Origin of the sequence: Bryobacter aggregatus MPL3, from assembly GCF_000702445.1 — a bacterium.
Classification (GTDB): Bacteria; Acidobacteriota; Terriglobia; order Bryobacterales; family Bryobacteraceae; genus Bryobacter; species Bryobacter aggregatus.
Genome location: NZ_JNIF01000003.1, coordinates 1,317,156 through 1,328,702, shown reverse-complemented (window position 1 = coordinate 1,328,702; position 11,547 = coordinate 1,317,156). Strand labels below are relative to the sequence as shown.

11 protein-coding genes are annotated in these 11,547 nt (G+C 59.9%); 8 read left to right on the top strand and 3 right to left on the bottom strand.

Features of this window, described 5'->3' with window-relative positions; genetic code table 11:
* Window positions 1-19 precede the first annotated feature (19 nt).
* The 3 genes from M017_RS0106475 to M017_RS0106465 all read left to right on the top strand — a co-directional run bounded on the left by M017_RS0106475 (window position 20) and on the right by M017_RS0106465 (window position 1,718).
* Complete coding sequence (locus M017_RS0106475) at window positions 20-676, top strand: hypothetical protein (RefSeq protein ID WP_051669561.1); 657 nt, start codon at window positions 20-22, stop codon at window positions 674-676.
* A gap of 30 nt (window positions 677-706) precedes the next feature.
* Window positions 707-1,405 (top strand): Crp/Fnr family transcriptional regulator, encoded by a 699-nt coding sequence (locus tag M017_RS0106470; RefSeq protein WP_031496700.1) that lies wholly within the window; start codon window positions 707-709, stop codon window positions 1,403-1,405.
* Between the two features lie 61 nt (window positions 1,406-1,466).
* Window positions 1,467-1,718, top strand: a complete 252-nt coding sequence (locus M017_RS0106465) for a 4Fe-4S dicluster domain-containing protein (protein ID WP_031496698.1) — start codon at window positions 1,467-1,469, stop codon at window positions 1,716-1,718.
* On the opposite strand, the gene M017_RS0106460 is transcribed toward M017_RS0106465, so the two are convergent.
* The gene (locus tag M017_RS0106460) at window positions 1,715-4,342 is read right to left on the bottom strand and encodes an ABC transporter permease (RefSeq protein ID WP_051669560.1); all 2,628 of its coding nucleotides are present in this window, start codon (window positions 4,340-4,342) and stop codon (window positions 1,715-1,717) included. The genes M017_RS0106465 and M017_RS0106460 overlap by 4 nt on opposite strands.
* A complete protein-coding gene (locus M017_RS0106455) occupies window positions 4,339-4,677 on the bottom strand; it encodes a PadR family transcriptional regulator (RefSeq protein ID WP_031496695.1) in 339 nt (112 codons plus the stop codon). Before M017_RS0106455 ends, M017_RS0106460 begins: the two co-directional genes overlap by 4 nt.
* A gap of 76 nt (window positions 4,678-4,753) precedes the next feature.
* On the opposite strand from M017_RS0106455, the gene M017_RS0106450 reads away from it, so the two are divergent.
* Window positions 4,754-5,539 (top strand): hypothetical protein, encoded by a 786-nt coding sequence (locus M017_RS0106450; protein WP_155121282.1) that lies wholly within the window; start codon window positions 4,754-4,756, stop codon window positions 5,537-5,539.
* Here the strand turns inward: M017_RS0106450 and M017_RS0106445 are convergent, their stop codons facing one another.
* Window positions 5,540-8,035, bottom strand: coding sequence for an ABC transporter permease (locus tag M017_RS0106445; protein WP_031496691.1), 2,496 nt, complete (start codon window positions 8,033-8,035; stop codon window positions 5,540-5,542).
* Between the two features lie 317 nt (window positions 8,036-8,352).
* Here M017_RS0106445 and acpP point away from each other — a divergent pair, with 317 nt between their 5' ends.
* Genes acpP through M017_RS0106425 form a run of 4 tightly spaced genes read left to right on the top strand, consistent with a single transcriptional unit; the run spans window position 8,353 to window position 11,473 of the window.
* Complete coding sequence (gene acpP, locus M017_RS0106440) at window positions 8,353-8,589, top strand: acyl carrier protein (protein ID WP_031496690.1); 237 nt, start codon at window positions 8,353-8,355, stop codon at window positions 8,587-8,589.
* Between the two features lie 15 nt (window positions 8,590-8,604).
* Window positions 8,605-9,846 carry a beta-ketoacyl-ACP synthase II gene (gene fabF / locus M017_RS0106435; RefSeq protein ID WP_031496688.1) on the top strand — a complete coding sequence of 414 codons (1,242 nt, stop codon included), beginning with the start codon at window positions 8,605-8,607 and terminating at the stop codon, window positions 9,844-9,846.
* A 2-nt stretch (window positions 9,847-9,848) separates the two neighbouring features.
* Window positions 9,849-10,607, top strand: a complete 759-nt coding sequence (locus M017_RS0106430) for an electron transfer flavoprotein subunit beta/FixA family protein (RefSeq protein WP_031496687.1) — start codon at window positions 9,849-9,851, stop codon at window positions 10,605-10,607.
* Window positions 10,604-11,473 (top strand): electron transfer flavoprotein subunit alpha/FixB family protein, encoded by an 870-nt coding sequence (locus tag M017_RS0106425; protein WP_031496686.1) that lies wholly within the window; start codon window positions 10,604-10,606, stop codon window positions 11,471-11,473. The genes M017_RS0106430 and M017_RS0106425 overlap by 4 nt, the downstream gene beginning before the upstream one ends.
* Window positions 11,474-11,547 lie beyond the last annotated feature (74 nt).

Below are 11,547 nucleotides of genomic sequence, written 5' to 3'. Positions count from 1 at the left end.
GGCAAGAGGAAAAAGATCGATGAAAAAAAATTTGATGCTTATCATGCTGCTCAGCAGCACCATGATGTTTGGTCACGCCGTCTGGATTGAGAAAGACAAAGCTCTGGCTAAGGCCTATTTCGGCGAATGGGCCGAAGACAAACGCGAAGTCAGTGGAAAGCTCCTGGACTATATCAAGGCCCCGAAGGCCTTTCTCGGAGTCGACAAGACGCCGCTGACACTGACCAAAGAGGCAAACCACTTTGCCATTCCTGTCACCGGCTCCGGCGATGTCCGCCTGGTCGAAGATACGCTGAAAGTGGGCGTGAATAAGACGACCAATGTGAAGACCAAGGGCTTCTATATTGCCAAGTACGGCCGTACCGAGACCAAGGCAGTGACCGATCTCGAACTCGTGCCGGATGCGGCTGGCAGCAACAGCTTCACCTTGTTCCTGAAGGGTGCTCCCCTGCCCAAGGCGCCTGTCCATGTCTTTGGCCCGCCCCGCTGGCAGAAGGAGTTCTTCACCGACGCGCAGGGCAAGGTGACGATTGAAACGCCCTGGTCTGGACCTTACTTCGTCGAAGTGGAACATCTGCTGAAGGCTGCGGGCGGGAGTGGCGACGACGCCTACGATCAGGCCCGCTATGTCTTTACTCTGTTCTTTGAGACAGCAAAGGGCATTCGCTGGAAGTAAGAAGCCTGTCTATGCTGAAGTGTAAGGCCCATGACCGCTTCTACACTCGCCTTTGTCGATACCCTTTGCCGCGTTCCGCTCTTCAATGAGTTGTCGCACGCCGAACTGGCCTCGATCGCGGTGGGAGTCTCTTCCCTCCGCTTCGAGGCCGGTGCCGTTATCTTCTCAGAAGGCGAGAAAGGCGGCGACCTCTTCATCGTCCAAAGCGGTAGCGTCCGGATTGTGAAGTTGTCCCCGGGCGGGCGGCACCAACTCATCGCCATCGAACGTCCCGGCAACTCACTCGAAGAGTCGTCTGTCTTTGACGGTGGCCGCTATTCGGTGACAGCGCTGGCGATTGAAGATTGCACTCTCTTGCGCCTCGATGGCCCCAGCTTCTTCCGCTTCTGCCTCCAGCATCCGGACGTTGCGATCAAAGTGATTCGCGTCTTGGCGCAGCGGCTCAAGACCCTGAAGCGGCTGGTAGAAGATCTCTCCTTTGCCACGGTGCGCGACCGTCTTATTGCCCACCTGCTGCGCCTGGCACAAGACGCCGGCAAGCTTTGCGCTGAAGGCATCCTCATCGAGTTGCAAGAGAATCAGGAAGAACTCGCCGCACGGCTGGGCACCGTACGCGAGTTGATTTCGAGGAATCTCGGACGCCTCCATGGCGCCGGGTTCATTGTCATGAAGCGCCGCGCCCTCACCATCCCCGATCTCGACAAACTGGCCGCCGAACTTTCTTTCTAAAACATCCGCGGCATGTGACTTCAGTCATCGCGCCTTGCCACTGGCCTTTCTACGCTGAGTCATGCCCTACGTAATTGCGGAACCTTGCATTGGAGTGAAGGACACGGCCTGTGTCGATGCCTGTCCAGTGGATGCGATTCACCCTCGTGGCGACGAGCCCGGCTTTGGCGCAGAAAGCCAGTTGTACATCCATCCGGAGGACTGCATCTGCTGCGGAGCCTGCGTGCCGGTCTGTCCTGCCGCTGCGATCTTTCCGGCAGAAGATCTGACCGCCAGTTGGAGTCAGCGCAATGCCGATTGGTACCAGCGCTAGGCGTCTTCGCGCAAGCTCGTCACCGGGTCCACGCGTGAGGCGCGGTTGGCCGGCACAAAGCCGGCGGCAATCCCCACGGCCATCATCAGCGCACAAGCGAAGCTAAAGGCCAGCGGGTCCATCGGCGAGGTCTCATACAGCAGATTCTTCATCACTCGCGTCAAGGAGAAGGCTCCCGCCAGGCCAAGCAACAATCCGGCGGCAACCGTCACCACTGCATTCTGCAGCACCTGCAGGACGACATCGATTCCCCTTGCGCCCAGCGCCATCCGGATGCCGATCTCGCGCCGCTGCTGCATCACCGCATTCGACAGCACACCATACAGACCCAGTGCTGCAAGCAAGGCCGCCACCAGCGCAAAGCAGCCGATCAACCAGGCCGGGCGGCTCGATCCCGATAAGGTCTGCTCGCGCACTTCCTGCATCGTGGCCAGATCTCCCGGCGCAAGCGACGGGTCCACTTCGCGCAAGGCTTCCCGCAAGCCGGGCACCACCACGCTGGGCTCGCCCTGGGTGCGGACAATCAGCCGCACGCCGCCGCTGGGCGACTGGGCCAGTGGCACATAGACGACGGGTGGGTCTGGCCTCCCCGGCCCGCCGACGCGCTCGCTGCGGATCACCCCGGCAATCTCGATGTCCTGTATCGTCGTGCCTTTCACCTCATAGTTCGGGCACGACACCTGTACCTTCATTCCCACCGGGTCCTTGCCTTGAGCGACTTCACGCAGCCGCTGGGCCAACGCTTCGTTGATCACCGCAATGCGCGGCGTGTTGTTGCGATCGCGCTCCGTGATCTCGCGGCCAGACAGAAGCGGAATCCCGAAGCTTCGGAAGTAGCCGGGGTCGACACGCTTGAAGCGCACATTCACCGGCTTCTCCACGCCCGGCACCATCATGCCTTCGCCGTTCCCAATCCAGCGCAAAGGCAGATGGGTGGCCAAGGCAACCTCGCTGACGCCGGGCGCCGCTTTCACCCGCTGCGCGAGAGATTCGTAAAGCAACGCGGCCCGTTGCGGTGTCGGGTAGGCACGCAAGGGGACATCGATCGACATCGTCATCACCTTGTCGATGCGCACCCCGGTATCAAGATCCTGCAGCTTCAACAGGCTGCGAAATAGCAACATCGCGCCGCACAGCAATACAAGCGACAAGGCAACCTCGGCGATCACAATCAGCCGTCGTGCAAAGGAGTGCGAGCCGGAAGAACCGCGCGCGGTCGCATTCATCGAGGCCGCCAGATTGGCAAACGAAGTCTGGAGCGAAGGCAATACACCCACCAGCAACGCAACTCCCAAGGCCAGTAGCACCGCAAAGGCGAGCACCCGCAGGTCGAGATTGACGGCAGCGGTGAAGGGCAAAGCCTGCAAGAGAAAGGGCTGCGCCAAGCGCAGCAACAACCAGGCCAGCAAGACGCCCGCCGCGCCACCCAGCAGGCAAAGCGCCAAGCTCTCGGTGAGCAATTGCGCAATCAGCCTGCCCCGGCTCGCGCCCAAGGCCGCACGCACTGCAAGCTCTTTGCGGCGCGCGACACCTTTGCCGATCAGCAGATTTGCAACATTCGCACAAGCAATCAGCAGGACAAAGGCCACGGCGCCGAAGGCGATGTAGAGCTGCCGGCGCAGCCCGTCGCCCACCACTAGATTTTCATAAGCCTCCACCTGGATCTTCCAATCGCGTTTGAACAAGGGCGTCAGCTCTTTCTGCGCGGTTGCGATTGCCTGCAATTGCTCCTGCGCTTGTGCGGGCGTTACGCCTGCGCGCAGCCGGCCATAGACGGTCATCCAGTGGAAGTCGCGGCGCTGCTGCTCTGGCGCAAATACGAGCGGCTTCCAGAACGCGACCTCTTCGCGGTCGAAAGCGCCCGGCGGCAGTACTCCGATCACTGGATACGCCTCCCCATCCAGAATCAGCTTGCGGCCGAGAATGCCCGGGTCTCCGGCAAAGTACTTCTGCCAGGCGGCATGACTGAGCACCACCACCGGTTGATCATCCGCGGCACTGAAGCTGCGTCCCAGCCCGGGGCCTACCTGGAAGATCCGGAAGTAGTCAGTGGTGACGGCCATGCCGTTCAGGCGCATGGCTTCCCCATTTCCGGTGAGCGAAGACGAGAGGTGTTGCGTTGCGGCCAGCGCCTCAAAGCGGGTTCCGAGCCGCTTCCAATCGAGAAAGTCGGGCGTGCTGGTGGCATTGGTCACGCCCTTGCGAGGTGCCTCCCACACAGCGACAATGCGATCGGGCTCGCGAAACGGAAGCGGCTTGAGCAGCACCGCATCCACCAGGCTGAACATCGCGACATTCGCGCCAATTCCAAGCGCCAGCACGCCGACAACAATGGCCGTAAAGCTGGGCGTGCGGAGCAGCGAGGAGAGCCCGAAGCGGAAGTCGCGCAGAAAATTCTCGATCCACTGGGCGCTGCGCTGTTCGCGATGCTTTTCTTGCATTTGTGTCACTCCTCCGAATTCGCGGCGTGCCTTCTGCCGTGCTGCTTCTGGCGTCGATCCACTGGCGATGGCGTCCATCTCCGCCATCTCGAGATGCGCACGCACTTCTTCTTCCAAGTCGCGATCGAGACGCCGCTTGCGAAACAGCGCGGTGATCCTCGCAAGTGCGCGGCGCGGCGTCACGCAGAGGCTCCCAGAAAGCGGCCCACCAGGGCCATGGCCTGTTCCCAGTTCGCCACTTCCACCAACAACTGCTTGCGGCCACTGCGCGTCAAGGAGTAGAAGCGGACCTTGCGATTGGTCTCAGAGACGCCCCACTCGGCGGCGATCCATCCCTCTTGCTCAAGGCGCACCAGCGCCGGGTAGACCGAGCCTTGGCTCAGTTGCAACGCGTCCTCTGAAACCTGCTCGATACGCCGTGCAATCGCATAGCCATGCAAAGTGCCCCTTGTCTCGAGAGTCTTCAGGATCAGCAGATCCAATGTGCCATAAGGTACTTCGTTTTTTGCTTTCGACATGTCGGCTTTCGACAGCTTCAGAATCCGCTATCTTTACAGGCTTGTCAAAGAATTTGGGACAGCCCGGCAAATTGTCATGCGCAACATTCGGCTCTTTGTAGAATTCGCTTCGGTTGTCATGCCGGGCGCGGTGCTCTTGCTGATCGCGCTGTTGCTCTTTGCGCCGAAGGAATGGATGGCCAGCGACTTTGCCAGTTCCGGCCTCGGCATCACCACCGGGCTTGTCTTCTCTTTCGCGATTGGACATCTGCTGCAGGGCTTTGGCCAGTTCTTTATCGAACCCTTGTGGCCTCGTGTGCAGATTCGCACGGTGGCAGAGTGGGCGATGCGCCGCTTTGCCGGGCGCGAGAAGGATCGCTATCTGACCCCAGAGCAAATCGAACAACTGGAGCAACAGTATCCGTTCAAGCTGGGCATCCCATTCCCCGATGCAAAGTCTCTCGATGCGGCAACGCTCGAGAGCTCTGTCGCCCATGCCGAGGCCTATCTGGCAGCGGCAAAAGGGAATGAACGTCTCGATGACTTGAGTGCCGACTACAAGCTGAACAAGGGCCTCTTCATGGCCTTCCTTCTGATTTCGATATCGCTCGCGGCTTCGCTGCTGGGCCTGATCCCGGTGAACACGGGCTCCTGGACCCTCGGCATCTTCGCCACCTGCGTGATTGCAGGCCTCTGTTCCTTCGTGCGGATGGACTATCACAGCCGCAAGTATGCGCAGACGCTGTTCCTGCAGTTTCTTGCGACCGTGCCTGCGGGGCGCGAAGGCAGTGGCAAAGGGGAAGGAGGCGGCGGTGGCATGCCGATGGGCTTCGGCGCGGGCACGCGGGGGCGCCTGCCCCATCACGACGACGATGCCGCTTAGCTACTCCCAGCGCAACGCGGTCACCGGCGCAATCCGCATTGCTTTGCGAGCCGGCACATAGCCTGCCCCCAGCGAGACGATCACTACCAGCACCACCGATACGGCCATCACGATCGGGTCCCAACTCTTCATCTCATAGAGCAGGCTTTCGGTATATCTCGCCAGCATCAGCGCAGCGGGCAAGCCGATCGCAATGCCGATGGCGACCATCCAGCCCACTTCCTTCATCACCAGTTTGCGGATGTCCGCGGTGTCGGCGCCCACTGCCAGGCGGATGCCAATCTCCCGTGTTCGCCGCGACACCGTAAAGGCGAGCACGCCGTAGAGTCCGATGGCTGCCAGCAGCGTGGCCAGCACGGCAAAAGCGGCGGCCAGTGTCGAGATCATCCGGTCCAGCCCGATGTTCTGATTCACCTGGACGGCCAAGGTCTTCAAATCCTCCACCGGAAGATTCGGATCGAGTTCCGCCACTGCCTTGCGTACCAGCGGCAGAATCTGATCGGTGGGCACGGCGGTGGCGACATAGAGCATCGCGTAACTCAGGTTCTTATCCTGCTTGTAAGGCAGATAGAACATGGGGGGAATCGCGTCCTTGACGTCGCTGTACTTTGCGTCTTTCGCCACACCGACAATCTCGATGTCGTTCTTCTGCCCGGCGCCCACTTGCATGCGCTTGCCCACCAAGCTCTGGCCTTGTCCGAACTTGCGAACAAAGGACTCATTCACCACGGCCACCTTCGGAGCGTTCTCGCCATCGCTATTGGTAAACTCCCGCCCAGCCACCAGCGGGATGTGCATCAGGCGAAAGAAGCCAGGCCCCACATCGTTCAGCATCGAATGCGTGTCGGTGTCGGGGCCGGCCTGAAAGCCATCGACAGAAACATTGCTGCCATAATTGCTTCCCGCAATCAGCGGCACTAGCGAAACGGTCGCCCCCTGCACGCCGGGAATCGCCGCCAGCTTGCCTTCCAGTTGCTCAAAGAGCGCCTTCGCGCGGACTGGTGTGTATTTGTTCAGCTGCGGCGACAGGCCGAAGGCGATCACATTCTCGGTTCTGATGCCAATATTCACCCGCATCACATTCACCAGGCTCTGCAGAAACAGTCCGGCCGAGACGAGGAGCAGCAACGACAGGGCGATCTGTGCGGTCACCAGCGTGCGCCGGAAGCGTGCTGCTGCGCCGCTGCCCGATACGTTTCCAGCCTGGTCTTTCATCGCACTACTAAGGTCTTGCTTTGCCGAATGTACGGCGGGAAACAAGCCGAACAAAAAGCCCGCCAGAATCGAGACACCCAGGGCGAAGGCCATCGTCGACGGCCGGATTCCGGCGGACACCACCGCGTGGAGCCCTCCATCGAAGAAACTCGCAATTCCCATCTGCGTCGCATAGGCGACAAAAAGGCCGGCGATACCCGCCAGCAAGGCGAGCACAAAGGATTCTGTCAGAAGCTGTGCGATCACCTGGCCGCGTTGGGCTCCCAGCGAGAGCCGGATCGAGAATTCCTTGGCCCGGTTTGCCGAGCGCGCCAGCAGCAAGTTCGCGATGTTTGCGCAGGCAATCAACAAAACGAAGCCAGTGATGCCCAGCAGGAGGATCAAGGGGGTGGAAGCCCGCCGGAACATCTCGCTTTGCCCCTGTTCTCCTGGCGTCAGGGTCAACTGCTGGCCGAGGAACTCCTTCTTGAATCGCTCGCTTGCGCCTTTCTGGAGTGGCATGTCCACTTCGCGGATGATCCCCATGAATTGCACCTGCAAGGCGGCTTCGGCCTGCTTCAGGCTCACGCCGGGCTTCAGGCGGGCAAACAGATAGGCCCAGTAATTGCGCCGTTCGTCCAGGCCCTTCCATCCGGGCGACAGCTCCTCGCGCATGCTGATCGGCGCGTAAACCTGAGGGAAGGACCCGAGCGTTGTGCCGTGGAAGCCTTCCGGACTCACGCCAATGACGGTCATGAGAGTTCCATTCACCAGAATCGGCTGGTTCAGAATCTGAGGGTTGCGATTGAACTTTTCGGTCCAGTAGGAGTAATCGAGCACGAGCAGAGGGTGCGCGCCAGGAGTGCGATCGTCATTAGGGCCGAAGAGGCGTCCGAGCGCAGGCTGCACACCCAGAACCGGAAAGTAAGACCCGGAAACCAGCATTCCATCCACATTTGCCGTTTGTCCTTGATAGGCAAGATTCGCGCCAAAGCTACGATGGGCGGCCATGCCGGTGAATACGGTTTGCTGCTTTTCGAGGTCGCGGAACATCGGGTAGCTGAAGATCGACTGTCCGCCGCCGGCGTTGTTGGTCGAGTTGCTGCCACTCCTTGGTCCATTTGCGGAAATGTTTACGAGTTCCGAGGGGGCGCTCACTGGCAAGGGCCGCAGCAAAACTTGTTCAAACACCGAAAAGATCGCGGTATTGGCTCCAATGCCAAGCGCCAGGGAGAAGATTGCGACAACAGACACCACAGGACTCTTTGCGAGAGTGCGAAGGGCGAACCGCAGATTGTGCATGAAGATATTACGCAAGCCGCGCGGAATCGTTTAGTGGATTTTCGGGCTGGGAAACAAAAAAACTACAAAAGGTGGGATGAAAAAGGTCGGCGGGTGTCTCAACTTCGGGGTGAATATTTGAGGCACCCGCCTTCGTAACGGGGATATGTCTAACAGTCGGGAATCCTCGGCGCTCTCGTTACACGGTCTGCAAAATTTTTCAAAAGATTGCGTACCCGCAGCAATCAAATGCTACGTCCGCTGGCTCACGGTTGGCCGGGTACTGCGATTTGCTCCCATTCCGACGGCATAGCTCTGCTAGAATCGAGACGAACCCAATGGACGTACGTGAAAAAGTAAAACAGATTATTGTTGAGCAGCTTGGCGTGGACGAGGCTCAGGTCGACGACACTGCCAGTTTCGTTGATGACCTTGGCGCGGATTCGCTCGACATCGTGGAGTTGGTCATGGCCTTTGAAGAGGCTTTCGGCATCGACGTGCCGGACGAAGACGCGGAGAAACTGACCACCGTCAAAGCCGCGATCGATTACATCGAAACCAAAAAGAAGAAATAGACTGGTCCCCATCCCTTGCCACGCCGTGTCGTAGTCACTGGTATTGGGTTAATTTGCTCCGTCGGAAATCAAACGGAAGCAGTCTGGAAGTCCATTCTGGCGGGAAAGAGCGGCATTGGGCCGATCACCCGCTTTGATGCCTCCCAGCATGCCTGTAGGATTGCCGGCGAAGTCAAAGATTTTGACCCAGCCTCCTTCATTGACAAAAAAGAAGTCAAGAAGATGGGGCGCTTTATGCATTTCGCGATCGCAGCCACCGATGAGGCGCTTGCGATGAGCGGGTTGAAGATCACTCCCGAGAACGCAGAACGCGTCGGTGTTTACATCGGCAGCGGTATCGGCGGCTTCGAGGTGATCGAACGTGAACACGAAAAGCTGCTCAAAGGCGGCCCCGACCGTGTTTCGCCGTTCTTCATCCCAGCCTCCATCGTGAACCTTGCCTCCGGTCAAGTTTCCATCCGTACGGGCGCCAAAGGCCCGAATTCGGCAGTCGCTACTGCCTGCACCACTGGCGCACACGCTATTGGCGACTCCTTCCGGCTCATCCAGCACGGCTATGCCGATGCGATGATCGCCGGTGGCGCCGAAGCGACCGTAACGCCTCTGTGCGTTGCCGGCTTTGCCTCGATGAAGGCGCTCTCCACCCGCAATGACGACCCCGAACATGCCTCCCGTCCCTGGGACCGGGATCACGACGGCTTTGTCATCGGCGAAGGCTCGGGCATTCTCTTGCTCGAGGACCTGGAGACGGCAAAGGCCCGTGGCGCAAAGATTCTCGGTGAGATTGTCGGTTACGGAATGTCGGGCGACGCCTATCACATGGCTTCCCCCAGCGAAGATGGCGACGGCCCGCGCCGCGTCATGTTGAATGCTCTGAAGGATGCGGGTCTTGAGCCGACGGCAATCGATTACATCAATGCCCACGCCACCTCGACCCCTGCTGGCGACGTGATTGAAGCGAGAGCTTTCAAGGCCGCGCTCGGTGAATATGCCTACAAGGTGCCAATCAGCTCCACCAAGGCGATGACCGGCCATTTGTTGGGCGGCGCCGGTGCGCTCGAAGCGGGCATTACGCTGATGGCGATTCGCGACCAGATCGCGCCCGCCACGATGCATCTCGACAACCCCGCCGAAGGCTGCGACCTCGATTTCATCCCCAACCAGGCACGCCCCATGAAGATCGATCTCGCCTTGTCGAATTCCTTCGGCTTCGGCGGCACCAACGGTTGCCTGATCTTCAAGCGCTACGCTGAATAAAGATGAAGATCCTCGTCGCGATCAAGCAAGTGCCGGCTCGCGACTCCCAACTCATTGCCTCCACCGATGGCAAATGGGTAGACGAGTCGAGCCTCGAGTACGAAATCAACGAGCCCGATGCCTATGCGCTTGAAGAAGCGCTGCAGTTGAAGGAAAGCGCCGGCGGTGGTGAAGTGATTGCCGTTTGTGCCGGCCCCGACCGGGCCTCCTCCACCATACGGGAAGCACTCGCCAAGGGTGCAGACCGGGCAATCCACATTGAAGTGGAAGACATCGCCAACTGGGACACGCTCTCGGTGGCAAAGCTCCTCGCTGCTGCCGCCAAAGCCGAATCACCAGACCTGGTGCTAACCGGCTTGCAGTCCGACGACGTCGGCGCGGGCCAAGTCGGTGTGGTGCTGGCGGAATTGCTGGGCCTGCCCCACGCGACGATCATCATGGAAGTGGTAATCGACGGCGCCACGGTACGGGTGAAACGCGAACTCGAAGACGGCTGGTTCCAACATGTCTCGATGCCGCTTCCTGCCGTACTCACCATCCAATCAGGAATCAAGAAGCTGCGCTACGCGACGCTGATGGGCATCAAGCGCGCGAAGACCAAAGAAGTGAAGTCGCTGAGCCCTGCCGATCTGGGTGTGGCGAACACGCCGTCCTATCAGGTAGTCAGCGTGATGCTGCCGCAGAAGTCAAAGCAGACGGTGATGTTGCACACGGTCGCCGAATTGGTCGACAAGTTGAAAAACGAGGTACGGGTGATATGAGCGGCATCCTTGCAGTTCTCGAAGCCGGCCAGAAGATCTCGCTCGAAACCCTCGCTGCTGCCCGGGACCTTGGTGCGAAGCTCCAGCTTCCGGTTCATGTGGTCGAGCCCGACCGCAACTACACCGCCGATGATTACACGGACTCTCTCGCGCAGCTCATTCGCGAGAAGAGCTTCGACCTTATTCTGTTTCCGCACACCTACCAGGTGCGCGACTTTGCGCCGAAGCTGGCAACGCGTTTTGACCGCGCGCTGATTTCCGACGTCATTCGTCTGCGTGTCGAAGGCGCCAAGCTCTTTGCCACCCGGCAGCTCTTCCAGGGCAAGTTGAATGCCGAGCTGGAGCCGATCGGCAAGCCGATTTTCCTCTCCCTGCAGGCCGGAGCTTATGCCCCGGCAGAGGCGCAAGCACCAACAGAAACGCTGCCTGCCGCAGGCACTTCCCGGCAAAAGCCGGAAGAGCGCTACCGCGAGGCGCAACGCGCCGTTGATCTCAGCGCCGCGCCGATCATTGTCAGCGTCGGCCGGGGCATCAAAGAGAAAGAGAATCTCAGCCTTATCGAAGATCTGGCCGCTGTGCTCGGTGCAGAAATCGCCGCTTCGCGGCCCATCTGCGACAACGGCTGGCTGCCGATGGAGCGGCAAGTCGGGAGCTCCGGACAGACCGTTACGCCCAAGCTGTATCTGGCGATCGGCCTCTCGGGCGCCATCCAGCACCTGGTTGGCATGAAGGGCTCCAAGACCATCGTTGCGATCAACAAAGACCCGAACGCGCCGATCTTCGAGGTGGCCGACTACGGCATCTGCGACGACCTCTTTGATGTCGTGCCCGCCCTCACCGCAGCTATCAAGGCCGCCAAAAGCTAGAAGTCCTCTCCTTCCGGCCCAGCCTCGGCTGGGGGGACTTTGCCCTGCCTTCAGTTGAGGCGACTCCCGCAAGT

Bases quoted from the DNA above. Each gene is read 5' to 3' on its own strand.
- M017_RS0106475 (WP_051669561.1), top strand. From the start codon at position 20: ATGAAAAAAAATTTGATGCTTATCATGCTGCTCAGCAGCACCATGATG.
- M017_RS0106470 (WP_031496700.1), top strand. From the start codon at position 707: ATGACCGCTTCTACACTCGCCTTTGTCGATACCCTTTGCCGCGTTCCG.
- M017_RS0106465 (WP_031496698.1), top strand. From the start codon at position 1,467: ATGCCCTACGTAATTGCGGAACCTTGCATTGGAGTGAAGGACACGGCC.
- M017_RS0106455 (WP_031496695.1), bottom strand. From the start codon at position 4,677: ATGTCGAAAGCAAAAAACGAAGTACCTTATGGCACATTGGATCTGCTG.
- M017_RS0106450 (WP_155121282.1), top strand. From the start codon at position 4,754: ATGCGCAACATTCGGCTCTTTGTAGAATTCGCTTCGGTTGTCATGCCG.
- M017_RS0106445 (WP_031496691.1), bottom strand. From the start codon at position 8,035: ATGCACAATCTGCGGTTCGCCCTTCGCACTCTCGCAAAGAGTCCTGTG.
- acpP (WP_031496690.1), top strand. From the start codon at position 8,353: ATGGACGTACGTGAAAAAGTAAAACAGATTATTGTTGAGCAGCTTGGC.
- M017_RS0106430 (WP_031496687.1), top strand. From the start codon at position 9,849: ATGAAGATCCTCGTCGCGATCAAGCAAGTGCCGGCTCGCGACTCCCAA.
- M017_RS0106425 (WP_031496686.1), top strand. From the start codon at position 10,604: ATGAGCGGCATCCTTGCAGTTCTCGAAGCCGGCCAGAAGATCTCGCTC.